The sequence below is a fragment of the Streptomyces sp. NPDC015131 genome (genome assembly GCF_043079975.1).
Lineage (GTDB): Bacteria > Actinomycetota > Actinomycetes > Streptomycetales > Streptomycetaceae > Streptomyces.
Genome location: NZ_JBIBVB010000001.1, coordinates 792,248 through 817,994 on the forward strand (window position 1 = coordinate 792,248; position 25,747 = coordinate 817,994).

Annotated in this window: 20 protein-coding genes and 1 tRNA gene; 11 read left to right on the forward strand and 10 right to left on the reverse strand. The window is 75.2% G+C overall.

The window, feature by feature from the left end; translation table 11 throughout:
- Window positions 1–47: 47 nt before the first annotated feature.
- Genes ACF08D_RS03265 through ACF08D_RS03300 form a run of 8 tightly spaced genes read left to right on the forward strand, consistent with a single transcriptional unit; the run spans window position 48 to window position 8,379 of the window.
- On the forward strand, window positions 48–1,184 hold the full coding sequence (locus ACF08D_RS03265) for an inositol-3-phosphate synthase (protein WP_392220781.1): 1,137 nt from the start codon (window positions 48–50) through the stop codon (window positions 1,182–1,184).
- Window positions 1,181–2,350 (forward strand): SCO3242 family prenyltransferase, encoded by a 1,170-nt coding sequence (locus ACF08D_RS03270; RefSeq protein WP_392220782.1) that lies wholly within the window; start codon window positions 1,181–1,183, stop codon window positions 2,348–2,350. The genes ACF08D_RS03265 and ACF08D_RS03270 overlap by 4 nt, the downstream gene beginning before the upstream one ends.
- A complete protein-coding gene (locus ACF08D_RS03275; protein ID WP_392220783.1) occupies window positions 2,347–3,228 on the forward strand; it encodes a sugar phosphate isomerase/epimerase family protein in 882 nt (293 codons plus the stop codon). The genes ACF08D_RS03270 and ACF08D_RS03275 overlap by 4 nt, the downstream gene beginning before the upstream one ends.
- Window positions 3,225–3,845: an EboA domain-containing protein gene (locus ACF08D_RS03280; protein WP_392220784.1), complete on the forward strand. Its 621-nt coding sequence runs from the start codon at window positions 3,225–3,227 to the stop codon at window positions 3,843–3,845. The genes ACF08D_RS03275 and ACF08D_RS03280 overlap by 4 nt, the downstream gene beginning before the upstream one ends.
- Window positions 3,845–4,693: a TatD family hydrolase gene (locus tag ACF08D_RS03285; RefSeq protein WP_392220785.1), complete on the forward strand. Its 849-nt coding sequence runs from the start codon at window positions 3,845–3,847 to the stop codon at window positions 4,691–4,693. The genes ACF08D_RS03280 and ACF08D_RS03285 overlap by 1 nt, the downstream gene beginning before the upstream one ends.
- A gap of 13 nt (window positions 4,694–4,706) precedes the next feature.
- Window positions 4,707–5,876: a metabolite traffic protein EboE gene (gene eboE, locus ACF08D_RS03290; RefSeq protein ID WP_392220786.1), complete on the forward strand. Its 1,170-nt coding sequence runs from the start codon at window positions 4,707–4,709 to the stop codon at window positions 5,874–5,876.
- Window positions 5,873–7,261 (forward strand): alkaline phosphatase family protein, encoded by a 1,389-nt coding sequence (locus ACF08D_RS03295; protein WP_392220787.1) that lies wholly within the window; start codon window positions 5,873–5,875, stop codon window positions 7,259–7,261. The genes eboE and ACF08D_RS03295 overlap by 4 nt, the downstream gene beginning before the upstream one ends.
- Before the next feature lie 53 nt (window positions 7,262–7,314).
- Window positions 7,315–8,379 carry a sugar phosphate isomerase/epimerase family protein gene (locus ACF08D_RS03300; protein ID WP_392220788.1) on the forward strand — a complete coding sequence of 355 codons (1,065 nt, stop codon included), beginning with the start codon at window positions 7,315–7,317 and terminating at the stop codon, window positions 8,377–8,379.
- Window positions 8,380–8,505: 126 nt separating this feature from the next.
- On the opposite strand, the gene ACF08D_RS03305 is transcribed toward ACF08D_RS03300, so the two are convergent.
- Window positions 8,506–9,807, reverse strand: coding sequence for a DUF2254 domain-containing protein (locus ACF08D_RS03305; RefSeq protein WP_392221202.1), 1,302 nt, complete (start codon window positions 9,805–9,807; stop codon window positions 8,506–8,508).
- A 257-nt stretch (window positions 9,808–10,064) separates the two neighbouring features.
- On the opposite strand from ACF08D_RS03305, the gene ACF08D_RS03310 reads away from it, so the two are divergent.
- Window positions 10,065–10,152 (forward strand) — tRNA-Leu (locus ACF08D_RS03310).
- A 58-nt stretch (window positions 10,153–10,210) separates the two neighbouring features.
- Here ACF08D_RS03310 and ACF08D_RS03315 read toward each other — a convergent pair.
- The 7 genes from ACF08D_RS03315 to ACF08D_RS03345 form a co-directional block, all read right to left on the reverse strand.
- Complete coding sequence (locus ACF08D_RS03315; RefSeq protein ID WP_392220789.1) at window positions 10,211–10,429, reverse strand: hypothetical protein; 219 nt, start codon at window positions 10,427–10,429, stop codon at window positions 10,211–10,213.
- Between the two features lie 121 nt (window positions 10,430–10,550).
- Window positions 10,551–13,406: an NHLP bacteriocin export ABC transporter permease/ATPase subunit gene (locus tag ACF08D_RS03320; protein ID WP_392220790.1), complete on the reverse strand. Its 2,856-nt coding sequence runs from the start codon at window positions 13,404–13,406 to the stop codon at window positions 10,551–10,553.
- 1 nt (window position 13,407) lies between these two features.
- Complete coding sequence (locus ACF08D_RS03325) at window positions 13,408–15,648, reverse strand: NHLP family bacteriocin export ABC transporter peptidase/permease/ATPase subunit (RefSeq protein WP_392220791.1); 2,241 nt, start codon at window positions 15,646–15,648, stop codon at window positions 13,408–13,410.
- Window positions 15,645–16,451 (reverse strand): HlyD family efflux transporter periplasmic adaptor subunit, encoded by an 807-nt coding sequence (locus ACF08D_RS03330; protein ID WP_392220792.1) that lies wholly within the window; start codon window positions 16,449–16,451, stop codon window positions 15,645–15,647. Before ACF08D_RS03330 ends, ACF08D_RS03325 begins: the two co-directional genes overlap by 4 nt.
- Before the next feature lie 125 nt (window positions 16,452–16,576).
- The gene (locus ACF08D_RS03335; RefSeq protein WP_392220793.1) at window positions 16,577–16,798 is read right to left on the reverse strand and encodes a type A2 lantipeptide; all 222 of its coding nucleotides are present in this window, start codon (window positions 16,796–16,798) and stop codon (window positions 16,577–16,579) included.
- Window positions 16,799–17,260: 462 nt separating this feature from the next.
- Entirely contained in the window at window positions 17,261–18,553 is a 1,293-nt protein-coding gene (locus ACF08D_RS03340; protein ID WP_392220794.1) for a polyprenyl synthetase family protein, read from the reverse strand.
- Window positions 18,550–19,593: a tetratricopeptide repeat protein gene (locus ACF08D_RS03345; RefSeq protein WP_392220795.1), complete on the reverse strand. Its 1,044-nt coding sequence runs from the start codon at window positions 19,591–19,593 to the stop codon at window positions 18,550–18,552. The genes ACF08D_RS03340 and ACF08D_RS03345 overlap by 4 nt, the downstream gene beginning before the upstream one ends.
- A gap of 390 nt (window positions 19,594–19,983) precedes the next feature.
- Between ACF08D_RS03345 and ACF08D_RS03350 the strand changes: the two genes are divergently transcribed.
- Entirely contained in the window at window positions 19,984–20,736 is a 753-nt protein-coding gene (locus ACF08D_RS03350) for an HAD family hydrolase (protein ID WP_392220796.1), read from the forward strand.
- Window positions 20,733–23,132: a glycoside hydrolase family 65 protein gene (locus ACF08D_RS03355; RefSeq protein WP_392220797.1), complete on the forward strand. Its 2,400-nt coding sequence runs from the start codon at window positions 20,733–20,735 to the stop codon at window positions 23,130–23,132. The genes ACF08D_RS03350 and ACF08D_RS03355 overlap by 4 nt, the downstream gene beginning before the upstream one ends.
- A 26-nt stretch (window positions 23,133–23,158) precedes the next feature.
- On the opposite strand, the gene ACF08D_RS03360 is transcribed toward ACF08D_RS03355, so the two are convergent.
- Both ACF08D_RS03360 and ACF08D_RS03365 read right to left on the reverse strand, forming a co-directional pair.
- On the reverse strand, window positions 23,159–23,935 hold the full coding sequence (locus ACF08D_RS03360) for a helix-turn-helix domain-containing protein (RefSeq protein WP_392220798.1): 777 nt from the start codon (window positions 23,933–23,935) through the stop codon (window positions 23,159–23,161).
- Window positions 23,936–24,047: 112 nt separating this feature from the next.
- Window positions 24,048–25,481, reverse strand: a complete 1,434-nt coding sequence (locus ACF08D_RS03365) for a family 2B encapsulin nanocompartment shell protein (RefSeq protein WP_392220799.1) — start codon at window positions 25,479–25,481, stop codon at window positions 24,048–24,050.
- Window positions 25,482–25,747 lie beyond the last annotated feature (266 nt).

Genomic DNA, 25,747 nt, shown 5'->3' on the forward strand with positions numbered 1-25,747 from the left:
TACCCCCCGCCCGCCGTCTCCACCGCACCACACCCAGGGAGGCAGGCATGTCCCAAGGATCCCGTCGCACCGGAGACGCCCCCAGGACCGGCGTCTGGCTGGTCGGGGCCCGCGGCTCCGTCGCCACCACCGCCGTGGCCGGCTGCGCGGCCGTCGCCGCCGGGCTGCACCCTCCGACCGGCATGGTCACCGAGACACCGCCCTTCCCCGCGTGCGGACTGCCCGCCCTCGCCTCCCTGGTCTTCGGCGGCCACGACACGGCGGCCTGCCCGCTGCCCAAACGGGCCGAGGAACTCACGGCGGCCGGTGTCCTCCCGTACGGCCTGGCCGCCGCCGTGCACGCCGAACTGGCCGCCGCTGACGAGGAGATCCGCCCCGGCGGCCCCACCCCCGGCGACACCCGCACCGACGAGGAGCTGATCGCCGCCTTCGCCGCCGACATCACCGGCTTCTCCCGCCGCCACGGCCTCGCCCGTACGGTCGTGGTCAACGTCGCCTCCACCGAACCGGCCCCGGACCCGGCGGACACCCGGCTGCCGGCCGGCTCCCTCTACGCGGCCGCCGCCCTGGACGCCGGCTGCCCCTACGTCAACTTCACGCCCTCCACCGGGCTGCGCCACCCCGCCCTCGCCCCGCGGGCCGCCGCCTCCGCCCTGCCGCACGCGGGCCGCGACGGGAAGACCGGCCAGACCCTGCTGCGGTCCGTCCTCGCCCCGATGTTCGCCCAGCGCGCCCTGGCCGTCCGCGCCTGGTCCGGCACCAACCTGCTGGGCGGCGGCGACGGCGCCGCCCTCGCCGACCCGGCCGCCGCCGCCGCGAAGAACGCCGGCAAGGAACGGGTCCTCGCCGACACCCTCGGCGCCGTCCCCGAGGGAGCCGTCCACATCGACGACGTCCCCTCCCTCGGCGACTGGAAGACCGCCTGGGACCACATCGCCTTCGACGGCTTCCTCGGCTCCCGCATGGTGCTCCAGACCATCTGGCAGGGCTGCGACTCGGCGCTCGCCGCGCCCCTCGTCCTGGACCTGGCCCGGCTGGCGGCCCGCGCCCACGAGACCGGTCACACCGGGCCCCTGCCCGGGCTCGGCTTCTACTTCAAGGACCCCGACGGCGGACCGGCGGCCCTCGCCGACCAGTACGCCGCGCTCCTGGCCCTCGCCGAGCGCCTGCGGGACGCCCGATGACGGCGGGAGGCGGGGTGGGTGGGGGGCCGGTGGGGGGTGCGGTGCCTGGGGGAGGTCCGGTGTCCGGGGGACGCCCGGTGCCCGGGGGGCGTCCGGTGGCGGTGGGGGGTGCGGTGCCTGGGGGGCTTCCGGCGGCGACGGGGCTCGCGGTGACGGCGGGGGGCGCGGTGCCTGGGGGAGGCGTGCCTGCTGCCACTGGGCCCGCCCGGCCCGGGGCGCCGCGCCGGGGGGCCCGCGTCCGGGCCTGGGCCGAACTGCTGCGCGTGTCCGCCCTGTTCTCCGTGCCGGGCGACGCGCTGGCGGGGGCCGCCGCGGTCGGTGCCCGGCCCGGCCGGGGCACCGCGCTGGCCATCGGCGCTTCCCTGTGCCTGTACGAGGCGGGCATGGCCCTCAACGACTGGGCCGACCGCGCCGAGGACGCCGTCGACCGCCCGCACCGCCCCCTCCCGTCGGGCCGCGTCGCACCGGGCGCCGCCCTCGCCGCGTCGGCCGCCCTGACGGCCGGGGGCCTCGCGTTCGCCGCCCGCGCGGGCCGCGCCCCGCTGGCCGTGGCCACCGCGCTGGCCGCCACCGTCTGGGCGTACGACCTGCGCCTCAAGCACACCCCCGCGGGCCCCGCCGCCATGGCCGCCGCCCGCGCCCTGGACCTCCTCCTCGGCGCCACCGCCACGGCACCACCCGCCACGGCACCGCCCGGCGCGGGCCTGCAGGGCGCCCCGGCCGCGCGGGCGCTCGCCGCCGCCGGGGTGCTCGGGGCGCACACCTGGGCGGTCACCGCCGTGTCCCGGCACGAGGCGCACGGCGGCTCGACGGCCGCGCCGCTCACCGCCCTCGCGGTCACCGCCGCCCTCGGCGCCCGCGCCGCCCGCCCCCACCGGCCCGCAGGGGCGCCGGGCCGGCCACCCGGGGCGGGAACCGGCCACCGGGCGCCCGCCGCCGCCCTGGGCGCCGCCGCCTACCTCCGTACCGCCGGCCCACCCCTGCTGCACGCCGCGCTCAACCCCTCCGCACCCCTCACCCGGCGCGCGGTCGGCGGCGGCATCCGCGCCATGATCCCCCTCCAGGCCGCGCTCGCCGCCCGCGCCGGGGCCCCCGGCACCGGCCTCGCCCTGCTGGGCCTCGCGCCCCTCGCCCGCGCCCTCGCCCGGAAGGTGAGCCCCACATGACCGCCGCCCCCCTCCGGTTCGGCTACGGCACCAACGGCCTCACCGACCTCCGGCTCGACGACGCCCTCGCCCTGCTCGCCGACCTCGGCTACGACGGCGTCGGCCTGACCCTCGACCACATGCACCTCGACCCGTTCGCCCCGGACCTCGCCGCCCGCACCGCGCGGGTCGCCCGCCGGCTCACCGCCCTGGGCCTCGGCGTCACCGTCGAGACCGGCGCCCGCTATGTGCTCGACCCGCGCCGCAAGCACGGCCCCTCCCTCCTCGACCCCGACCCGGGGGCCCGCGCCGCCCGCACCCGCCTCCTCGCCGACGCCGTACGGGTCGCCGCCGACCTCGGCGCCCACGCCGTGCACTGCTTCAGCGGGACCGCCCCCGCCGACCTCCCGCCCAGCGACACCACCACGGCGTGGCAGCGCCTCGAAGAGTCCCTCACCCCCGTCCTGGACGCCGCCGCGGCCGCCCGCGTCCCGCTCGCCGTCGAACCCGAACCCGGCCACCTCCTCGCCACCCTCGCCGACTTCCACCGGCTGCGCGCCCTCCTCGGCGACCCCGACCCCTCCCTCCTCGGCCTCACCCTGGACATCGGCCACTGCCAGTGCCTGGAACCGGCACCCCCGGCCGACTGCGTCAGGGACGCCGCCCCCTGGCTGCACCACGTCCAGATCGAGGACATGCGGCGCGGCGTGCACGAACACCTCCCCCTCGGCGACGGCGAGATCGACTTCCCGCCCGTCCTCTCCGCCCTCGCCGCCAGCGGCTACCGGGGACTGACGGTCGTCGAACTGCCCCGCCACTCCCACGCGGGCCCCGAACTCGCCCGCACCTCCCTCGACTTCCTCCGCCGGACCGGCACGAAGGGAACACCGGCACCGTGACCACCACCCGCGAGGAGCTGGAGAAGCGGCTGAGCGCGCCCGCCCGCGCCTGGCTGGACGAGGCCCTCACCGAGGCGGCACAGGCCGCCGACACCCCACCCGGGCCCGCGAGCCCCTACCTGTCCGCGTCCTGGGAGCTGCGCTTCGCCTCCGCCGGCCGCCACTGCGGCCACGAGCACGCCGACGCCGTCCGCACCCTCCTCCTCCACGAGGTCCGGGCCGGCACCGGCACCCTCACCCGCCTGTACCGGCACGGCACCGCCGCCGAACGCCGCGCCGTCCTGCTCGCCCTCCCCGCCCTCGTCCCCGGCCCGCAGGCCCTGCCCCTGGTCGAGGACGCCCTGCGCACCCACGACACCCGGCTCGTCGCCGCGGCGGTCGGCCCCTACGCCGCCACCCACCTCCCCCCGCACGCCTGGCGCCACGCCGTCCTGAAGTGCCTCTTCACCGGCGTCCCCCTCGACGCCGTCGCCGACCTGCCCCGGCGCGCCCACGGGGACACGGAACTCGCCCGGATGCTCGCCGACCACGCCGCCGAACGCACCGCCGCCGGCCGCGACGTCCCCGCCGACCTCTCCCGCGCCCTCGCCCTGACCACCACCCCGCAGGAGTCCTGATGCGCATCTTCGATCCGCACATCCACATGACCTCCCGCACCACGGACGACTACCGGGCGATGTACGACGCCGGGGTCCGCGCCCTGGTCGAACCGTCCTTCTGGCTCGGCCAGCCCCGCACCTCCCCCCACAGCTTCTACGACTACTTCGACGCGCTGCTCGGCTGGGAACCCTTCCGCGCCGCCCAGTACGGCATCGCCCACCACTGCACCCTGGCCCTCAACCCCAAGGAGGCCAACGACCCCCGCTGCACCCCCGTCCTCGACGCCCTGCCCCGCTATCTCGTCAAGGACTCCGTCGTCGCCGTCGGCGAGATCGGCTACGACTCCATGACGCCCGCCGAGGACACCGCCCTGGCCGCCCAGCTCCAGCTGGCCGCCGACCACGGCCTGCCCGCCCTCGTCCACACCCCGCACCGCGACAAGCTCGCCGGGCTGCGCCGCACCCTCGACGTGATCCGCGAGTCCGCCCTCCCTCCGGAACGGGTGCTGCTCGACCACCTCAACGAGACCACTGTCAAGGAGGCCGCCGACAGCGGCGCCTGGCTCGGCTTCTCCATCTACCCCGACACCAAGATGGACGAGGACCGCATGGTCGCCGTCCTCGAACGGCACGGCACCGACCGCGTCCTGGTCAACTCGGCGGCCGACTGGGGCAACAGCGACCCCCTCAAGACCCGCGCCGTCGGGGACGCCATGCTCGCCGCCGGGTTCACCGACGACGACGTCGACCAGGTGCTGTGGCGCAACCCCGTCGCCTTCTACGGCCTCAGCGGACGCCTCCACCTCGACCTCCCCTCGCCCGGCCCTCTCCACGAGGGCAACTCCGTCCTCCGCGGCGGGGAATGAGACGGAGCCGGCCATGCGCTTCCGCCACCCCGACGGCTCCACCGTCCACCTCGCCTACTGCACCAACGTCCACCCCGCCGAGACCCTCCCCGGAGTCGTCGCCCAGCTCCGCGACCACTGCGAACCCGTCCGCAAGCGCCTCGGCCGCGACCGCCTCGGCATCGGCCTCTGGCTCGCCCGGGACGCCGCGCACGCCCTGACCGCCGACCCCGCCGCCCTGCGCACCCTGCGCGCCGAACTCGACCGCCGCGGCCTGGAGGTCGTCACCCTCAACGGCTTCCCCTACCAGGGCTTCGGCGCCGACGAGGTCAAACACCGCGTCTATCAGCCGGACTGGACCCGGCCCGAACGCCTCGCCCACACCACCGACCTCGCCCGCCTGCTCGCCGCGCTCCTCCCCGACGACGTCACCGAGGGCTCCGTCTCCACCCTGCCCCTCGCCTGGCGCACCGCCTACGACACCACCGGGGCCCGCCGCGCCCACACCGCCCTGACCACCCTCGCCGAGCGCCTCGAGGCGCTGGAGGACCTCACCGGCAGGTCCGTCCGCGTCGCCCTCGAACCCGAACCCGGCTGCGCCGTCGAGACCACCGCGGACGCCATCGCGCCCCTCCTGCGCATCGGCAGCCCCCGCATCGGCGTCTGTGTCGACACCTGCCACCTCGCCACCTCCTTCGAGGACCCGGACACCGCCGTGGACGCCCTGCTCGCCGCCCGCGTACCGATCCCCAAGGCCCAGCTCTCCGCCGCCCTCCACGCCGAACACCCCCATCTCCCCGAGGTCCGCGAGGCGCTGGCGGCCTTCGCCGAACCGCGCTTCCTCCATCAGACCCGCACCAGCACCGCCGCCGGCCTGCGCGGCACCGACGACCTCCCCGAAGCCCTCGCCGGTCACGCGCTCCCCGACGGCGCCCCCTGGCGGGCCCACTTCCACGTCCCCCTGCACCGCCCGCCCGCCCCGCCGCTCACCTCCACCCTCCCCGTGCTCCGCGCTGCCCTGGCCCGGCTCGTCGGCGGCCCCGTCCCGCACACCCGCCACCTCGAGGTCGAGACCTACACCTGGCAGGCCCTCCCACCGGCCCTGCGGCCCCGCACCCGGGCCCGCCTCGCCGACGGCATCGCCGCCGAACTCACCCTCGCCCGCGACCTCCTGACCGACCTCGGCCTCAAGGAACTCCCATGAACCGGCCCACCCCCCTCCTGGTCCTGGACGTCGTCGGCCTCACCCCCCGCCTCCTCGACCACATGCCCCACCTGCGGCAGCTCGCCGACACCGGCTCCCGCGCCCCGCTCGGCACCGTCCTGCCCGCCGTCACCTGCGCCGCCCAGTCCACCTTCCTCACCGGCACCCTCCCCTCCGAACACGGCATCGTCGGCAACGGCTGGTACTTCCGCGAACTCGGCGACGTCCTGCTGTGGCGCCAGCACAACGGCCTCGTCGCCGGCGACAAACTCTGGGACGCCGCCCGCCGCGCCCACCCCGGCTACACCGTCGCCAACATCTGCTGGTGGTACGCCATGGGCGCCGACACCGACATCACCGTCACCCCCCGCCCCGTCTACTACGCCGACGGCCGCAAGGAACCCGACTGCTACACCCGGCCCCCCGCCCTGCACGACGAACTCACCGCCGCCTACGGCACCTTCCCCCTCTTCCACTTCTGGGGCCCCGGCGCCGGCATCGCCTCCAGCCGGTGGATCACCGGCGCCACCCGCCACGTCCTGCGCACCCGCGCCCCCGACCTCGCCCTCAGCTACCTCCCGCACCTCGACTACGACCTCCAGCGGTACGGCCCTCACGACCCCCGCTCCCACCGGGCCGCCGCCGAACTCGACACCGTCCTCGCCCCGCTCCTCGACGACGCCCGCGCCGAGGGCCGCACCGTCGTCGTCCTCTCCGAGTACGGCATCACCCCCGTCGACCGGCCCGTCGACATCAACCGCGCCCTGCGCCGCGCCGGCCTGCTGGAAGTCCACAGCCAGGACGGCATGGAGTACCTCGACCCGATGGCCTCCCGGGCCTTCGCCGTGGCCGACCACCAGATCGCCCACGTCTACGTCCGCCACCCCGAGAACCCCGCGAACCTGGCCGCCGCCCGGGAAGCCCTCGCCCAACTACCGGGCGTGGAGTGCCTCCTGGACGACGCGGGGAAGAAGGCCCACGGCCTGGACCACCCCCGCTCCGGCGAACTCGTCGCCCTCGCCGAGCCCGACGCCTGGTTCACGTACTACTACTGGCTGGACGACGCCCGCGCGCCGGACTTCGCCCGGCTCGTCGAGATCCACCGCAAACCCGGCTACGACCCGGCCGAACTCTTCATGGACCCCCTGGACCCCTACGTCCGGGTCCGGGCGGCCACGGCGATCGCCCGCAAGAAGCTCGGCATGCGCTACCGCCTCGCGGTCGTCCCCCTCGACCCCTCTCCCGTCCGCGGCAGCCACGGCCGCCTCCCCGCGAGCGACGACGACGGTCCGCTCATCGTGTGCTCCACCCCCCGCGCCGTACCGGACCGCGTCGCGGCCACCGATGTGAAAGCCCTGCTGCTCCAACTCGCCGGTCTGCACTGATTCCCAGCGACTTCCAGTGAAGCAGACACCACCGACAACGAGGAGTTGTCCACATGCCCCGCATCCCCAGGCCCACCGACCCCGAACTCGCCCACCGGCTCACCAGGCGTCACATGCTCGGCGTCGCCGCCGGCACCACCGCCGCCGCCCTCTTCGGGGCCGCGGCCACCACCCCCGCGGCGGCCGCCACCACCCCCGCCCCCGCCACGGCCGGCCGCACCGGCCGGGGACGGGGCCGCCCGGTCCTGCCCCCGGGCCGCCTCGGCATCCAGCTCTACTCCCTGCGCGACAAGGTCTCCACCCTCGGCTTCGCCACGGTCTTCGAGGAGCTGAGGCGCTTCGGCTACGACGAGGTCGAGTACGCCGGCTACACCCAGGGCTCCGCCGGCCCCATCAGCCTCGCCCGGCTCAGGCGCCTCACCCGCGACCACGGCCTGCGCGCCATCGGCAGCCACGTCGGTTACTACTCCACCGACCCCGGCGCCTACACCTTCGCCCAGAACCTCACCAAGGTCCTGGACGACGCCGATGCCCTCGGCCTCAAGCACATCGGCACGGCCTCCGGCCCCTGGCGCTACGGCGCCACCGTCGACGGCTGGAAGCGCTGCGCCGAGGAGTTCAACCACTACGGCGCCGAGGCGCGCAAACGCGGCATGACCTTCTACCAGCACAACCACGCCGAGGAGTTCTCCTTCGCCACCGACCGGCCCGGCGTCCGGCTCTACGACGTCCTGCTGGCCGAGACCGACCCCCGCCTCGTCGCCCTGGAGATGGACATCTACTGGGCGTACGCCGGACGCCACCGCTACAGCCGGCGCCCCGACGGCACCCCCGCGCCCTTCGACCCGCTCGACTACGTCCTGCGGCAGCCCGACCGCTACCCCCTGTTCCACGTCAAGGACGGCGTACGCGACGACACCACCACCGACGGCTACCGCATGGTGGACGTCGGCGACGGGGACATCGACTACCAGCGGTTCATCTCCGCCGTCAGCCGCACCCACGGCGGCCGGCGCGACCACCACTGGCAGGCCGAGCACGACAACCCCGCCGACTCCCTCGCCTTCGCCCGCAAGTCGAGCGCCCACCTGCACGGCCTGCGCGAGGACGACTGCTGAGACATCTGCTGAGACGACGGCCGAGGCGACTGCCGACAGCGCCCCGGGCGCCCCGCGGACGCTCCCGTGACCCCCGGGCCCCGTGACCACCGCGCCCCCTGGGGCCACGGTGACCCAACGGGCCCGTCAGCCGATGCCCTGCCGGTCCGGCACCAGCCCGAACGCCCGGTCCGCGGCCTGCGCCACCGCGCGCTCCACACCCTCGACCAGGAGCGCGCGGTGGCGCTGCAGTACCCCGCACCGGTCCGGCGGCACCAGCCGCAGCAGGTCGTCGATGCCCGCCAGCATCCGCCGGGTCACCTGGGGGCTCAGCGCCGAGCAGACCCGCAGCTCGGTGAGGCCGAGGTCCACCAGCTCGTCCCAGCCCGGCACGTCCTGCACCAGCCGCACCACGCCCCGCCGGTCGCGGTGCGCCACGGCGCCCAGCGGACGGCCCGCGACCACGGCCAGGAACTGCACGATCCGGTCCAGGCACTGCACCGCCGTCGTCGGGTCGTTCACCGCCGGCGACAGGGCCCGCAGCGCGATGTCCACCAGCTGCCGCAGCCCGAACCCCACGTCCTGGTGGAACGTCCGCTCCACCCCCACCGACAGCGCCCGGTCCCACCCGCCCGGCGCCGCCCGCCCGTCCGGAGCGCCGCCGTGCACCGCCAGCACCGGCGTCCCCGGCACCACATGGTCACCGATGCGCGGGATCAGCCGCAGCACCACGCCCCGCCGCCGCGCCCGCCGCACCAGCCGCGCCACCGGCACGTCCCGCAGCACTCCCGCCCGCCCCCGGTGCGCCACCCGCCCGGTCTCGGGCGGCAGCTCCGGCCCCGCCCCGCCGGGCGGCAGCCGTACGAGCACTCCCAACGCCTCCCGGGCGATCCGGTCCACCACCGGCCCCACCTGCATCAGCCGCAGTGTCGTCGTGACGTACGCGATGAACAGCAGCAGGCTCAGCCCCACCAGCACCAGGGTCAGCACCGACTGCACCAGCGGCACGGAAGTGATCCGCTCCGGTGAGGTCTCGCTCTCGTACGCCGTCATCACCAGCAGCGAGAACAGGAACGTCGACAGGAACACGGTCAGCGTCAGCTTGCTGATCCGGCTGCGCACGAAGATCCGCACCACGCGCGGGGTGAGCTGCCCGGCGGCCATCTGCACCGCCACCAGCGAGATGCTGAAGACGACACCGATGAAGGTCATCATCGCCTGGCTGACCGTGGTGACGATCGTCTTGGCGTCGTCGGCGATCGAGGTGAGGGTACGGATCTCCGCGTACGCCCCCGCCTCCCGCAGCCCGTCGACGATCGCCGCGTCGAGGGCCGTCGCGCCCACCCACAGGGCGACCACCAGCACCAGCCCCGCCGTGGGGGCGAACCAGAAGGTGTCCCGCAGGTGCTCGCGCAGCGGGGAGAGCGCCCGGGGCCTGCGGTACACCAGGGACGACGCGAAGAAAGAGGGCGCAGACGAGGGCGGGGACGAGGACCGGTGAGGGAGCGAGGGAGAGGGCACGCCCGCACGCTACCGACACGTTCCGTACGCACCCGGGGGCAGCGCGTGTGTGTCGCCCGCCCGTCCCGTCCCGGGCCTCCGGTCCGGCCGTCTGACCACGGGATATACGGGTGAAGGGCACTCCGAACCCCTGGTAGAGTTGTCCATGTCGCCGCGGGGAGCACCGCGCGAGCGACAGACACCTTGTCCGGGTGGCGGAATGGCAGACGCGCTAGCTTGAGGTGCTAGTGCCCTTTATCGGGCGTGGGGGTTCAAGTCCCCCCTCGGACACCACACACGGAATGCCGGTCGGGTTCGCCCCGACCGGCATTCCGCGTTCGTACGGGATCGGCTACCACTCGGCGCCGATGGCCCCGCCCTCGCTGAACCCGCCGGCGGCGATCTTCGAGCCGCCCGCCGACTCCAGGGCGGCGAACTTGCCCTTGCTCCACTCGACGGCGTGGAAGCTGCCGTGGTCGTCGTCTCCACCGCCGAAGGCGGCGGCGGGGGCGGTGCCGACCGCCATGGCGGCGGCGACGAGGGCCGTGCAGGCGAGAGCCTTCCTGAGCATGTGTTCCTCCGTGGACGCGCCACCCGGTCCGTCCGGGCGGGGTTCATGGGGAGGGGTTCCCGCGTTTCCCGGGACCGGCGCGCCCCCCGGGGCGGATCCCACCCTTTCGAGGGGTGCCCGCTCAGCGCATTTGGCGGCGTACCAGCTCGTACAGGTGCCCGCCCGGGTCGGCGAGGAGCGCGGCCGGGGCGCCCTGCTCCACGATCCGGCCCGCCGACATCACGATCACCCTGTCGGCGTCCATCACCGTCGACAGCCGGTGGGCGATCACCAGCCGGGTGGCGTCGAGACGGCGCGTGGAGTCGATCACGATGCGCTGCGCCTCGTTGTCCAGCGCGCTCGTCGCCTCGTCGAGGAAGAGGATCCGCGGCCGGCGGATCAGCGCCTGGGCGATCATCAGCCGCTGCCGCTGGCCGCCGGAGATCGCCCCGCCGCCCGCGATCATCGTGTGCAGGCCCATCGGCATCCGCCGGACGTCCTCCGCCAGGCCCGCCATCTCCGCCGCGGCCCACACCTCCTCCTGCGAGAAGGACTCGGCCCCGCTGATGCAGTCCAGGATCGACCCGGTGAGCGGCTGGGCGTTCTGCAGGACCACCCCGCACTGGCGGCGCACCGCCGCCCGGTCGAGCGCGGCCAGGTCCTGGCCGTCGTACAGGACGCTGCCGGAGGACGGCCGGTCGAAGCCGATGAGCAGGCGCAGCAGCGTCGACTTGCCGCAGCCGCTGGGGCCGACCACCGCGACGAACTCACCGGGCTCGACGCGCAGCGACACGCCGTCGAGGACGAGCGGGGCGTCGTCGGAGTACCGGAAGGACAGGTCCCGGGCCTCCAGGGCGCCGGACAGGACACCGGGCGCGGTGGTGGAGCCGGCCACCTCGGGGGCCTCCTCCAGCACCGGCTTGATCTGCTCGTACAGCGGCAGCGCCGCCGCGGCGGACACCAGCGCCCCGGTGACCTGGGTGACGGACGTCAGCAGCATCGTCACCGAGGTGCTGAACGTCAGGAACTCACCCGCCGTCATGGAGCCGCGCGCCGGGCCCGCCAGCAGCATGAACATGATCAGCGAGCAGAGCGGCAGGTAGACCGCGTCCAGCACGGTGGTCACATTGCGGATCCGCCCCGCGCGCTGCTGGAGCTCCCGGGACCGGGCGAACTCCCGCGCCCACGCGGCGTAGGCGAAGCTCTCCGCCGCCGCGACCCGCAGCTTGGGCAGTCCGCGCAACGTCTGGAACGCCTGGTTGTTCAGCTTGTTCGTCAGCTCGACCAGCCGCCGCTGCCAGCGCACCTGCCACAGCCCGAGCCCGAGGAACACCACCGCGATGACCAGCAGCATCGCCATCGCCGCCAGCGCGAGCGGCACGCTGTAGCAGAGCAGCAGCACCACGTTCACGGCGCCGACCGTGCCCGCCTGCACCGCCACCGGCCCCACCCCGGTGAGCACCCGGCGGATCGCGCTGATCCCCATGGCCGCACTGGCCAGCTCCCCGGTGGAGCGCCCCGCGAAGAAGCGCGTCGGCAGCCGCAGCAGCCGGTCCCAGACGGCCGGCTGGAGGATGCTCTCGACGCGCCCCTCCATCCGCAGCACCGTCAGGTTCTGCATCAGCATGTACGCCGCCGACACCACGCCCGCGATCATCACGGCGAGCGCCATCTGCCGGATCGCGCCCGTCTGCGCCGCCGGGACGTACTCGCCGAGGACGCGCCCCGTGGCGACCGGAACCAGCGCGCCCAGACCCACCGTCACCAGACCGGCCAGGGCCAGCCTGCGGGCGTCGGCCCCGGCGCCGCGCAGCCCGAACAGCATCAGCCGCGCCGGGCCCGGCGGCCGGTCCGGCAGCGGGCGGTAGAACATCACCGCCCGCTGCTCCAGCTCCGCCGCCTTCTCCGCGCCGATCCGCAGCCGCAGGCCCGAGGCCGGGTTCACCGCCTCGTACCGGCCGCGCCGCCACAGCAGCGCCACCGGCGCGCCGGACTTCGCCCAGTGCCCCACCAGCGGTCCGGAGTCGGTGCGCCACCAGGCGCCCTCCAGCCGGACCGTCCGGGTGCGCACCCGGGAGGCCACGGCGATCCGCTCCACCGCGCCGGTCCGCTCGTCCGCGGGCCCGCCCGCCGACGGCTCGGCGAGGGTGATGCCCGCCGCGCGGGCGACCCTTCGGCACACCGCGTAGGTGGCGTCGTCGTCGGCCGCCGAGCCCCTGCCGCGCCCGCCCGAGCGGTCCGGCCGGCCGATCGACGCCAGCAGCGCCTGGTCGGCACGCGCGCGTACCGCCTCGCCCGCCCGGATGCCCGCCGCCGCGCGGTCCTCGTGGGCGCGCTCCGACTGCTCGATCCAGCGGTCCACGGCGGACAGCAGCCGGTACTGCTGGTTGAGCATTCGCTGCCACAGCGCGCCGTCGATCAGCAGGTCGCCGGCCGCGTCGGGGCCGTAGGCGGCCGGGTGCGCGGCGCCGAGGCGCACGCTGCCGGGCGGCACCGGCATCCACAGCATGTCCTCGTCGGTGACGGCGTCCTCGGCCGGGCCGCGCCCCTCGCCGAGCGGTGCCTCGAAGAGCACGCCCAGGCTGCGGGCCGTGCCCAGGGCGACGGCGTGTTCGAGCGGTGATCCGTCGTACGGGGCGGCACCGGCGTACGCGTCGTACGCCTCGTACCCGGCGTGCCACTCGCGCAGGGCGATCCGGCGCAGCACGCAGTCCTGCGTGGGGCGGCCCACCAGGGTGTGCCGGGGGCCCTCGACGGGGCCGAGGAGCAGGCTCCCGGTCTCCAGCCGCCCCAGGAAGTGCCAGTGCCCCTGCCGGGCGGCGTCGACGGCGAACAGGTCGAGCCCGCCCGTAACGACGAGCCACAGCACGTGCGGGCCCTCCAGCGGTACGGTGCGCAGCCCGGCGCCGCCGACGGGGGTGCCCAGGGCGCCGAGGGCGTGCAGCACCGGGTCGGCGGGCCCGGCCGCCACGGGGACCTGCTGCGGGTGGACGGACATGTCAGCGCTCCTCGACCAGCCGGGCGTACGCCCCCCGGGCGGCGAGCAGGTCCTCGTGCCTGCCCCGCTCCACCACGGTGCCGCGGTCCAGCACCACGATCTCGTCGCTGTCACGGACCGTGGAGAGCCGGTGGGCGATGACCACGCACGCGCAGCCGCGCCGCCGGAGGTTGTCGATGATGACCTGCTCGGTGCGGGCGTCCAGCGCGCTGGTCACCTCGTCCAGCACCAGGACGCTCGGCCGCCGCACCAGCGCGCGGGCGATCTCCAGCCGCTGGCGCTGGCCGCCGGAGAAGTTCCGCCCGTCCTGCTCCACCGCGCTGTGGATGCCGCCGGGCCGGCGCGCCACGACGTCGTCGTACACGGCGGCGTCCCGCAGCGCCGCGACGACGGCCTCGTCGGGGATGGACGGGTCCCACAGGGCGACGTTGTCCCGGACCGTCCCCTCGAACAGGAACACGTCCTGGTCGACGAACGACACGGAGGCGGCGAGCGCCCCGCGCGGGATGTCCTCCAGGCGCCGCCCGTCGATCCGGACGGTGCCCTCCCAGGGGGCGTACAGGCCCGAGATCAGCCGGGAGACGGTGGACTTGCCACTGCCCGAACCGCCGACCAGTGCCACCTGCTGCCCGGGGCCCACGGTCAGCGAGAACCCGCTCAGCAGGGGCTCGTCCAGTGGGCTGTAGCCGAAGGTGATGTCCTCCAGCTCCACATGCCCGGTCAGCCGGCGGGTGCTCGTGCCCGGGTCCACGCGCGCGTGGAGCGGGTCCGCCGGGAAGTTCTCCACGTCCTTCAGCCGGGCCACGTCGGCGGCGAAGTCCTGGATGCGCCCCGCCACCCCGTTCAGCCGGGTGATGGGCGCCGTGAACCGGGTGACCAGCGCCTGGAAGGCGACGAGCAGGCCGATCGACAGATGGCCCTCGACGGCCCGCAGTCCGCCGATCCACAGGATCAGGGCGCTGTTGAGCGTCGCCAGGGTGGGGGCGACGACGGCCAGCGCCGCGCTCGGCACTCCGAGCCGCTGCTGCACCTCCAGGGTCGCCGCGTGCTGCCCCGCCCAGCGCCGGAAGTAGCCGTTCTCGCCGCCGGTCGCCTTCATGGTCTCGATGAGCTGGAGGCCGGTGTACGAGGTGGTGGTGAGCCGGGCGCTGTCGGCGCGCAGCTTCTGGGTGTGCGTCGCCCGCAGGCGGATCACCACCCGCATGGCGACGATGTTCAGCAGCGCCATGAGCACCCCGACGACGGTGAGTTGCGGGTCGTACGTCCACAGGAGCACCGCGTACAGCACGACCACCACACCGTCCACCCCGGCGGCGGCCAGGTCCCGTGCCAGGGTCTCGGCGACCGCGTCGTTGGACTGGAGCCGCTGCACCAGGTCCGCCGGGCTGCGCTGGGCGAAGAAGGTGACCGGCAGCCGCATCAGGTGCCGCAGGAAGCGGGCGCTGCCCAGGGTGGAGGCGATGATCCGCCCGCGCAGCAGGTTCGCCTGCTGGAGTCCGGTGAGCAGGGCGGTCAGGACGACCGTGGCGGCCATCGCCGCGAACAGCGGGCCCAGCACCGACGTCTCGTGCCCGATCAGGAACGCGTCGATGTACGTCCGGCTCAGCGCGGGCACGGCCGCGCCGACCACCACCAGCAGCAGGCTCGCCAGCAGCGCGGCCAGCAGGGTGCCCGTCGTCCCGCGCAGCCGGGCGGGCAGGGCGCCGAGCACGCCCGGCCTGCGCCCGCCCCGGGTGAAGTCCGGCCCCCGCTCGAAGACCAGGGCCACCCCGGTGAAGCTGGTGTCGAACTCCTCGGGGGAGACGAAACGGCGGCCCTTGTCCGGGTCGTTGACGTGCACGCCCCGGCGGCCGAGACGGCGCCCCGTCCCCTCGTACACCACGTAGTGGTTGAACTCCCAGAACAGGATGGCCGGGCCCCGCACCTCGGCGAGCGCGGCGGGTTCCATCTGCATGCCCTTGGCCGTCAGGCCGTAGGTGCGGGCCGCCTTCAGGAGGTTGCTGGCGCGTGAGCCGTCCCGGGAGACCCCGCAGGCGATGCGCAGCTCCTCCAGCGGGACGTGCCGGCCGTGGTGGGCCAGCACCATCGCCAGGCAGGCGGCGCCGCACTCCACGGCCTCCATCTGGAGGACGGTCGGCGTACGGGCGGTCCGGGGCCGGGCGGACCGGGGCGCCGTCCCGCGGGCGCGGGTCCTGGCTCCGGGGGACGGCTGGGCGCGGCGGCGGCCGGCGGGGGCGCTCACGGCAGCAGCCAGTCGACGGGGTGCTGGGAGGCCAGGCGCACCGAGGCGTTCACGGGGGTCATGGAGTCCAGGGGGTGTCCGGGGCCGCCGGAGGTCGACCAGGCGTAGCCGGTACGGGTCGTGGCGGAGCGCTGCAGCTCGACGGTGACCGCCACGGGCGGCCCGCCGCGCGAGAACTGCTCGCCGAGCTGGCCGCTGCCCAGGAAGGCGCCGATGCGCCGGCTCGACTGCGCGGTCCTGCCGACGGACTTCACGGTGCCGCGCAGCACGCCGTACGTCCGCGAGGGCACGGACTGGACGGAGAGGTCCACGGCGGCGCCCACGGGCACGGTCGCGCCGCGGTCGGCGGGGACGTACACCGTCGCCGTCAGGGGCGCGTCGCCGCTCTCGACGCGCTCGACGGCGGCCACGTCGGAGCCGGTGGTGACGATGGAGCCGATCGCCGTGGCGAGCGCGGTCACCCGCCCGGCGGCGAGGGTGCGCACGGCCGAGGTCCCCTCGGCGGTACGGACGTTCAGCAGCGGGGCCCCGGCGGGGAGGTGGTCGCCCTCGTCGGCGTACACCTTGGTGACCTGTCCGGCGACGGGGCTCTGGAGCACATAACTGCCGTGGCCGTGGGTGAGAATTCCGGGTGCCGTGAGCGTGGAGGTCACCGTTCCGGTGACGGCCCAGACGGAGGCGGCGGCCATGGCGACGATGGTGACGGCCAGCACGAGAAGACCCTGCGGGCGGGCGAATCGCACCGGCAGGTCGATTTCCTCGGGGGATTGCAGCTTGGAAAGGGCCTTTTGGCGGAACTGCACGTCAGACTTTCCTCAACTGCACGCGCCGCCCCACCGGGAGGGGCGGACGGAGGGGAAGGAAACGGGGAGGACGGACAGCGGAGAGAGCCCCGGAACCGTGTGTCCCGGGGCTCGTCCACGCCGTCTCAGAGACCGGCGACCAGGCCGGTGACGGCCGAGGTGTTGAGGCCCGCGAAGGACTCGACGGCGCCGACGGCCGAGGTGGCGACGGTGGAAACCGGGGCGACCGAGTCCAGCGTGGCGGTCGCGCTGCCCACGACACCGCTGGCGACGGCGCTCTGGAGGCCACCGGACACGGCGTCCAGGTCGGCGTCGGAGATTTCCTGGGTCTGGATCTGGGGGTTCATGTTGTTCCCTTCGCGCGAATAACTCGAAATGACTACGGAGCAAGCCTTTGTGTGACTGCCGCAGTGCGAAGGATCAAAGCACGGGGGCGCGTTGCTCAGCCAATCCCGTGCGCGTTGCCGAAGCCCTTTCCGTGGTGCCGGATTACGTTGCTGTGCAGGTCCGTTCATCGCTTGGTGGCAGCTTCTTCACACCTGGGCTGGTGCGCCTTTCCCGGACACGCGCGGCCGGTGTTTCGGAACGGGACATTCCGGTACCAAGAGCGGGAGAGCCCGGGGCCCGTCATGACGGGCCCCGGGAGGCGGTGTGACGCCTGTACATTCGGTGTGCAGATTCGCTGGCAAAGCCCCATAACGGATCTGCCCGCCAGGCGGTGAATCAGCCGGTTTCCCGGTGTTGACCGGCTTTGCCGGTGCGTCCCCGGCCCACCCGGCCGGGGACGCACCGCCGTACGCACCGGGCGGTCACCTCACCCGGCCCACGACGAGGGGCATCAGGGCCAGCAGCCGCCCGGCGGGCTCCTCCGCCAGCGGTACGCCGGCCACCGCGGCCCGCGCCCGGTCCAGCCGGTTCCGCGCCTCCGCCAGGGCCGCCCGCCGGCCGCCCGCCTCCTCCACGAGCGCCGCCGCCCGCCGCAGCGCGGTCCCGTCCAGCGGCCCCGGCACCGCCAGCAGGGCGGCGAGCCGCCGCGACGCGGGTGTGTCCGACGCGAGCGCGGCCAGCACCGGCAGGGTCTTCTTGCGCCGCCGCAGATCGCCGTGGACCGGCTTGCCCGTCGCCGCCGGGTCGCCCCACAGCCCCAGGACGTCGTCGACGGCCTGGAAGGCCACCCCCAGGTGCCGGCCCGCCGCGGACAGGGCGTCCACCGTCGCGGCCGGCGCGCCCGCCAGCACCGCGCCCAGCGCCGCCGCGCAGCCCAGCAGCGCCCCCGTCTTGTGCTCGGCCATCCGCAGATACGCCCCGGCCGGCACGGCACCGGCGCCCGCCCACGGCCGCCCCTCGAACAGCAGGTCCTCCGCCTGACCGCCCACCAGGTCCGCCAGGTCCCGGGACAGCCGCCGCACCGCGGCCCCGCCGTGCGGGCCCGGCGAGGAGGCGAGCACCTCGAAGGCCAGCGCGAACAGCGCGTCACCGGCCAGCACGGCGGGCCCCGTCCCGTACGCCTTCCACGCCGCCGGGCGCCGCCTGCGCGTCTCGTCGCCGTCCATGATGTCGTCGTGCAGCAGGGAGAAGGTGTGCACCAGCTCCACCACCACGGCCGCGTCGACCGCGCTCCGGGCCGAGGCCCCCGCCGCCTCGGCGCACAGCACGGCCACCGCCTGCCGCACCCCCTTCCCGGACGACCCGGCGCGGGGGCTCCCGTCGCGTTCGCGCCACCCGAAGGAGTACGCGGCCATCTCGGCGGGCCACGCGTGCATCCCCGCCACCCGCGCCCGCAGCTCGGGCTCCACCAGGGCACGGCACCGCGCCAGCTCGTCCACCACCCCGGGGCTCAGCGCGGCGGGGTCCACCGCGTGCCGCACCTCCGCGCGCCGGTCGTCGTCGCGCCGGTCCCTGTCCCCATGCCGGTGCCGGTCCTCGGCCATGTGCCGGTCGTCGTCGTGCCGGTCCCTGTCCCCATGCCGGTCCTTGTCCCCGTGCCGGTCCTCGGCCATGTGCCGGTCCCTGTCCCCGTGCCGGTCCTCGGCCATGTGCCGGTCGCCCTCCGGGCCGGCCGGGCCGGATGCGGGCCGGCCCACCGCGTGCGGCGCGCTCATCGGCGCGGCTCCCCGGCGGGCAGGCCCAGCTCCGCGTGCGCCTTGTCGACCATCGCGCGCGCGTGCCGCAGGCCCATGCGGTCCAGCACGCCCCGCAGCTCGGCCAGTTCGGCGGCCGTGCGGTGCGGATCGGCCCCGAGGCGGGCCCGCGCCTTCACCGCGCCCAGCCGGGACAGCGCCGTCCCCCGCGGCTCGTCCATCGCCCGGAACTCGGCCAGCGACCGCTCGTACGTCTCCAGCGCCTCCGCGTACCGCCCCGCGCGGTACAGCACATTGGCGCGCATCTTGTGGTTGTAGGCCAGCGCGCTGGACAGGTCCATCTCCCGGCACCCCTCCTCGGCCCGGGAGAGCAGCTCCAGCGCGCGGCCGGTGTCCCCGTCGCGCACCGAGACGATGTCGGCGAGCCCGCGCAGCGCCCAGGCGTGGCCGCGCCGGTCGTCCGCGGCGGCGGCTATCCCGGCGGCCTCCTCGAAGAGCGCGTACGCCGTGTCGTACCGGCCGCTGTTGCGGTGCATCTGGGCGATGCCCTCCAGCGCCCACACGGTGTGCCGCGCCTCGCCCCGCTCGCGCGCCGCCGCGAGCAGCTCGTCGTGCAGCGCCCCGACCGCCTCGTAATCGCCCTGGATGCGGCCCGTCTCGGCGAGCCCGGCGAGCGAGTAGCCGTGCGCCACCACGTCCCCGCCGCGCCGGCCGGTGTCGGCCGCGTACCGCAGCAGCCGGAACGCCAGCGCGAGCGCGCCCCGCTGCCGGGCCAGCGTGCCGCCGCTCCACAGCGCCCACGCCATCGCCGGGACGTCCCTGGCCGACCGTGCCGTGCGGTAACTGTCCTTCCACGCCCGGTCCGCCGCCTCGACGTGCCCCAGCCTGCGGTGCGCCTCCGCCACCGCGAGCGCGGCGCGGGCCGTCTCGTGGGCGTCGCCCGCCTCCCGGGCGGCGGCGAGCTGCTCGGTCGCGGTGCTGAGCACGTCCGTGAGCGAGGAGTTCACCGACAGCGCGCTGAGCGCCCCCTGGTACTCGGGCGCGAGAGCCTTGCTGAACATGCGTGCCTTCTCTTCTCTCTCGTCGGGTGGGTCCCCGTGGACCGCTGCGCGCGCTACGCGGAGGAAGAGGATCAAGGAGCGGGGAGGGGTTCCCCTTTCGGGTGACGTCACGACTTCGGGATGACGGCGGTCGTACCGGAGACGTACGGCACCGGTCGGACGGTGGTACGGGAGAGGGACGGCGCCCGCCCAGGGGCCAGAGCTTCCGGCGCGCAGAAAGGCGCCCCCGGCCCCCGCGCCCCCGGCCCCCGCGCCCCGGCCCGGCGCGCCCACACCCACCGCGTCCCCGGCCCGGCGCGCCCCCGCCAGAAGGGCCGCCCTTTCTCCGCGTACCGCGCCCGTGGCAGGGAACTCGCCGGGGTCCGGGGCACCGACCCAGGAGGACCGGCCATGACCCCACAGGCCCCCGCCCGCCGGCCGCGGCCGGTGCGGGCCGCGGTGTTCGACACCGACGGCGTGATCACCGACACCGCGACGACGCACGCCACCGCCTGGAAGGCCGCGTTCGACGCCCATCTGGGCACCGGGCCGCACGCGGGGCGCGTCCGCCCGTTCGACCCCACCGAGGACTACCTGCGGTACGTCGACGGGAAGTCCCGCCTCGACGGCGCGGCGGCCTTCCTCACCGCCCGGGGACTGCGCCCCTCCGCGGCCGAGGTGGAGGCGGTCGCCGCCGCGAAGGAACGCCTGTTCACCCAGGAGCTGCGGGAGCGGGGCGCCACCGCCCTGCCCGGGGCCGTACGCCTGCTGCACGCCCTGCGCGGCGCCGGAACCCCGATCGCCGTGGTCTCCGCGTCCCGGCACGCGCGCGAGGTCCTCGCCGCCGCCGGGGTGCTGGACCTGTTCCACGCGTGCGTGGACGGCACCGAGGCCGCCCGGCTGGGCCTGCCCGGCAAACCCGATCCCGCGCTCTTCCTGGAGGCCGCCCGGCGGCTCGGGGTGCCGCCCGCCGCCTGCGCGGTGGTCGAGGACGCCCTCGCGGGCGTCGAGGCGGGCCGGCGCGGCGGATTCGGCCTGGTCGCCGGGGTCGACCGCACGGCGGGACCCGATACGGCGGACGCGCTGCGCCGGGCGGGCGCCGACGTCGTCGTGCGCGACCCGGCCGAGCTGCTCGCGGCCCTCACCGCCGGGGTGCCGTCGTGACCGACTGGACCTGGGAGTACGAGGGGTACACCCCGGCCCGGGAGAGCCTGCGCGAGGCGCTGTGCACGCTCGGCAACGGCTACTTCGCCACCCGTGGCGCCGCCCCCGAGTGCACCGTCGACGACGTCCACTACCCCGGCACGTACGCCGCCGGCTGCTACAACCGCCTGACCTCCGACATCGCCGGGCGCACCGTCGAGAACGAGGACATGGTCAACCTCCCGAACTGGCTGCCCCTGCGCTACCGCGTCGACGACACCGACCCGCCCGGCCCCTGGCTGACCCCCGACGGGGTGGAGCTGACCGACCACCGCCAGACCCTCGACCTGCGCGCCGGCACCCTGGAGCGCCTGATCCGGTACGAGGACGACGACGGCAGGCGCCTGGCGGTGCGCCAGACCCGTCTGGTGCACATGGCGTCCCCGCACCTGGCCGCCCTCCGCACCGAGTTCACGGCGGAGAACTGGGCGGGCACCCTGGAGGTCGAGGCCCGTATCGACGGCGACGTCACCAACTCCGGGGTGGCCCGCTACCGGCAGCTCGCCTCACGCCACCTCACCCATGTGGAGACCGGTGACGCCGGGCACGACACCGTGTGGCTGCGCTGCCGCACCCGTACCTCCGACATCCGGGTCGGGCTGGCCGCCCGGACGACCGCCACCGGCGCCGAGGGGACCACCCGCACGGTCCGGCACGGGCACCGGAGGGCCGCCCAGCGCCTGCGGCTGGACCTGCGGCCCGGCAGCCCCGTCGTGGTGGTGAAGACCGTCGCCCTGCACACCTCGCGGGACGCGGCCATCAGCGACCCGCTGAGCGCCGCCGTCGACCGGGTGACCCGCGCGCCGGGCTTCGAGGACCTGCTGGCCTCGCACCGCACCGCCTGGCGGCAGCTGTGGCGCCGGGCGGCGCTGGAGGTGCCGAACCAGGCGGGCCGCATCCTGCGCCTGCACCTTTTCCACGTCCTGCAGACCCTCTCCCCGCACACCGCCGAGCTGGACGCGGGCGTCCCGGCGCGCGGCCTGCACGGCGAGGCGTACCGCGGCCACATCTTCTGGGACGAGCTGTTCGTCCTGCCCTACCTCAACCTGCACTTCCCCGAGGTCTCCCGGTCCCTGCTCACCTACCGCCACCGGCGGCTGGAGCGCGCCCGCGCCGCCGCCCGGGACGCGGGCGCGGCCGGGGCCATGTACCCCTGGCAGAGCGGCAGCGACGGCCGCGAGGAGACCCAGCGCCTCCACCTCAACCCGCGCTCCGGACGCTGGCTGCCCGACCACTCCCACCTCCAGCAGCACGTCGGCTCGGCCGTCGCGTACAACGTGTGGCAGTACTGCGAGGCCAGCGGCGACACCGAGTTCCTGCACACCCGCGGCGCGGAGATGCTGCTCCAGATCGCCCGCTTCTGGGCCTCCCGCGCCACCTGGGACGACGGCCTGCGCCGCTACCGCCTCCGGGGCGTGGTCGGCCCCGACGAGTACCACGACGCCTACCCGGACGCCGACCGGCCCGGCCTCGACGACAACGCCTACACCAACGTCACGGCCGCCTGGGTGCTGGCCCGCACCCTGGAGCTGCTGCGCGACCTGCCCGACCCGCGCCGCCGCGAACTCGCCGAGCGGACGGAGCTGGACCACGGCGAGCTGGAGCGGTGGGAGGACGTCTCCCGCCGGCTCCACGTCCCGTACCACCAAGGCGTGATCAGCCAGTTCGAGGGCTTCGGCGACCTGGCGGAACTCGACTGGGAGGGCATGCGGAGCCGGTACGGCGACATCCGCAGGCTCGACCGCATCCTGGAGGCCGAGGGCGACTCCGCCAACCGCTACCAGGCGTCCAAGCAGGCCGACGTGCTGATGCTCGGCTACCTCTTCTCGCCCGCCGAGCTGCGCGCGCTGCTGCGCCGCCTGGGCCACGACCTGGACGACGACGGCTGGCACCGCACCGTCGACTACTACCTGCGCCGCACCAGTCACGGCTCGACGCTGAGCGGCCTGGTCCACGGCTGGGTGCTGGCCCGGGTGCGGCGCGCCGAGGCGTGGCGCTTCTGCCAGGAGGCGCTGGAGGGGGACATCGCCGACCTCCAGGGCGGCACCACCGGCGAGGGCATCCACCTGGGCGCCATGGCGGGCACACTCGACCTCGTCCAGCGCGGCCTGACCGGGCTGGAGACCCGCGGCGGCACCCTGCGCGTGGACCCGGTGCCGCTGCCGGAGCTGTCCGAGTACGACTTCACCCTCCGCTACCGGGGCCACTGGGGCGTCCGGCTGCGGATGTCACCGGGCCTGCTGCGCATCGCCGTACCGGGCTCGGGCAGCGAGCCGATCACCGTGGAGCCCGCCGACGGGCCGGCCGTCCTGGTCGAGCCGGGCGAGGTCCGCGAGCTGCCGCTGCCCGGCTGCTGATCCGCCGCCGGGGCCCGCGGCGGTGCTCAGGTGTGGGCGTACGGCGCGTCCACCCGGCGCCCGGTGACCCGCGCCGGCGTCACGGCCACCCAGCCGGCGTCCGCGCCGCCCCGCCACGGCATGCCGTACGCCTGGTCGTCCAGCCGCCGCACCGTGTCCGGGTCGGTGACCTCGTGGGGCGCGCCGACGACCAGGACGCTCCAGCCCCGGCACAGGGCGTCGTCGATGTGGTCGACCTCGAACGCCATCCGGCTGTCGCCGGCGAGCGGCGCGAGGGTGCCGGGCGCCACCCGGAACGCCACCTCACCCTCGGTGACCAGATAGTTCACCGGCAGGATCGCCGGCCCGTCGGGCGTGGTCACGGCCACGTGCCCGACGCCATGGCTGCCGAGCAGGGTGCGGCACTGCTCCAGGTCGAGATCGACCAGCTCGGGGCGGGACGGCGGGTGGCCGGTGCCCGGCGGCAGGTCGGCGAGGCCGCCGGTCAGCTCCACCACGCTGGTCTCCAGCGCGTCCGCGAGCCGCAGCAGGAAGCCGATCCCGGGCGTGGCCGGCTGTTCCTCCAGGTACTGGAGGTATCCGGGCGCCGAACCGGCCCGGACCGCGACCTCCTCGCGGGTCAGGCCGAGCTGCTCCCGGCGGGCCGCGACGCGCCGGCCGATGTCGCCGCGGCACGGCCCGTGCGCGGGGGCCCCGGCGGTGGACTCCAGCAGCGGCGACCGCCCGGGCGCGGCAGGGGCGCCGCCCGGCGGGCCGGCTGGGCCGGGAGGGCTGTGTGGGCTGGGAGGCGGGCTCGAAGGCATGGGAGGCACCGTCCCTTCCGGGTGCGCGACGGTGGGCTGCCTACCCAGCCCACCGTACGCCTCGGCGCGCCCGGGCACCCGGGCGCGCCGAGGCTAGGGAGCACCCGCCCGGCTACTCGGCGCGGGGGCGCACCTCGACGTTCTCCAGAATGCCGATCGCGTCCGGGACGAGGATCGCGGCCGAGTAGTAGGTGCTGACCAGGTACGAGATGATCGCCTTCTCGTCGATGCCCATGAAGCGGACGTTCAGGCCGGGCTCGTACTCGTCCGGGAGGCCCGTCTGGTAGAGGCCGACGACGCCCTCGTTGTCCTCGCCGGTACGCATCGCGATGATCGACGACGTGTGGTGGTCGGTGATCGGGATCTTGCCGCACGGCAGGATCGGGATGCCCCGCCAGGCCGGGATCTGGTGCCCGCCGACGTCGACGCTGCCGATGTAGAGGCCCCGCTTGTTGCACTCCTTGCCGAACGCGGCGATCGTGCGCGGGTGCGCGAACAGGTACTGCGTGTTGCGGCGCATGCTGATCAGGTCGTCGAGGTCGTCCGGGGTGGGCGCACCGGCGTGGGCCTGAATGCGCTGGTCGTAGTCGGTGTTGTGCAGCAGGCCGAAGTCCCGGTTGTTGACCAGCTCGTGCTCCTGGCGCTCGCGCAGCGCCTGGATGGTCAGCTTGAGCTGCTGCTCCGTCTGGTTCATCGGCTGGTTGTAGAGGTCGGCGACCCGGCTGTGCACCTTGAGCACCGTCTGCGCCACGCTCAGCTCGTACTCGCGCGGCTCGACCTCGTAGTCGACGAAGGTGGTCGGCAGGTCCGGCTCGCCCTCGTGCCCGGAGAGGAAGCTGATCTCCGCCTCGCCGTACTTGTTCGTCGCCCGGTGCCCGTTGGAGGTGAGCCCCTGCACATGGTCGCGGAGGGTCGGGTACTGGCTCGCCACCTGCTTGTACGCCGCCTGCGTGAGCACCAGCGCGGTGGTCCGGGTGGTGGCGCGGACGGTGCACTCCCACGTCGCGCCGGTGTCCCCGGCCATCATCCGCCCGCCGAAGGAGTCGCCGTCGGCCATCATGCCCAGCCGTGTCTCGGCGTCGTCGTACTTCCCGGTGCCGATCTTCTCGACCTTGCCGTGCGCGATCAGGAAGACCTGGTCGGCCTTGCGGCCGCGCTCGGCGAGGAGCTGGCCCGGCTCGAACTCCTTCTGTGTGAACTTGTCCGCCAGCGCCGCCAGCGCGGTGGGGTCGGCGAAGCCGCGCAGCAGCGGCAGCTCGCCCAGCTCGGCCGGGACGACCTGCACCTTGGCGCCGGTCTGCACAAAGGTCACCCGGCCGTCGCCCACGGCGTACGACAGCCGCCGGTTGACCCGGTAGGCGCCACCGGGCACATGGACCCACGGCAGCTTGCGCAGCAGCCAGCGCGAGCTGATCTCCCGCATCTGCGGTTCGGACTTGGTGGTCGTCGCGAGGTTGCGCGCCGCCCGCGTGCTCAGGCTGAGCTGGATGTGCTCCTGCGTCTGGATCTGCGGCTCGGCGGGCGCGGGGCGGGTCTTCACTGCCATGGCGGGGGTGTTCCCTTTCGTCGGGTGATCCACCTGGCGGACCAGCGGTCGGGGCATGGGCATCGCCAGGTGTCGTCACGCTTAGTGAATCGGCGTGACGGACAGTGAGTGGGGATTGGCGCGCCTCCCCGCGTGTCGCGCCGCACCGCCCCGGCGGGCCCCAACACCCCTTGCAGAAGCGGCGAAACGTTCACTCGCCGGATCCCGGCGGGGGCGCGCACGGGGCGCTCGCGGGGCGCCCGGCGGAGGCCGACGCTCCGGTCACG

Excerpts from the sequence above, each read along its gene's own strand:
- ACF08D_RS03320 (WP_392220790.1), bottom strand. The coding sequence starts at position 13,406 with ATGTCCGTCCACCCGCAGCAGGTCCCCGTGGCGGCCGGGCCCGCCGAC.
- ACF08D_RS03360 (WP_392220798.1), bottom strand. The coding sequence starts at position 23,935 with ATGCCTTCGAGCCCGCCTCCCAGCCCACACAGCCCTCCCGGCCCAGCC.
- ACF08D_RS03340 (WP_392220794.1), bottom strand. The coding sequence starts at position 18,553 with ATGAGCGCGCCGCACGCGGTGGGCCGGCCCGCATCCGGCCCGGCCGGC.
- ACF08D_RS03315 (WP_392220789.1), bottom strand. The coding sequence starts at position 10,429 with ATGCTCAGGAAGGCTCTCGCCTGCACGGCCCTCGTCGCCGCCGCCATG.
- ACF08D_RS03265 (WP_392220781.1), top strand. The coding sequence starts at position 48 with ATGTCCCAAGGATCCCGTCGCACCGGAGACGCCCCCAGGACCGGCGTC.
- ACF08D_RS03295 (WP_392220787.1), top strand. The coding sequence starts at position 5,873 with ATGAACCGGCCCACCCCCCTCCTGGTCCTGGACGTCGTCGGCCTCACC.
- ACF08D_RS03275 (WP_392220783.1), top strand. The coding sequence starts at position 2,347 with ATGACCGCCGCCCCCCTCCGGTTCGGCTACGGCACCAACGGCCTCACC.
- ACF08D_RS03300 (WP_392220788.1), top strand. The coding sequence starts at position 7,315 with ATGCCCCGCATCCCCAGGCCCACCGACCCCGAACTCGCCCACCGGCTC.
- ACF08D_RS03350 (WP_392220796.1), top strand. The coding sequence starts at position 19,984 with ATGACCCCACAGGCCCCCGCCCGCCGGCCGCGGCCGGTGCGGGCCGCG.
- ACF08D_RS03285 (WP_392220785.1), top strand. The coding sequence starts at position 3,845 with ATGCGCATCTTCGATCCGCACATCCACATGACCTCCCGCACCACGGAC.
- ACF08D_RS03270 (WP_392220782.1), top strand. The coding sequence starts at position 1,181 with ATGACGGCGGGAGGCGGGGTGGGTGGGGGGCCGGTGGGGGGTGCGGTG.
- ACF08D_RS03335 (WP_392220793.1), bottom strand. The coding sequence starts at position 16,798 with ATGAACCCCCAGATCCAGACCCAGGAAATCTCCGACGCCGACCTGGAC.
- ACF08D_RS03365 (WP_392220799.1), bottom strand. The coding sequence starts at position 25,481 with ATGGCAGTGAAGACCCGCCCCGCGCCCGCCGAGCCGCAGATCCAGACG.
- ACF08D_RS03345 (WP_392220795.1), bottom strand. The coding sequence starts at position 19,593 with ATGTTCAGCAAGGCTCTCGCGCCCGAGTACCAGGGGGCGCTCAGCGCG.
- eboE (WP_392220786.1), top strand. The coding sequence starts at position 4,707 with ATGCGCTTCCGCCACCCCGACGGCTCCACCGTCCACCTCGCCTACTGC.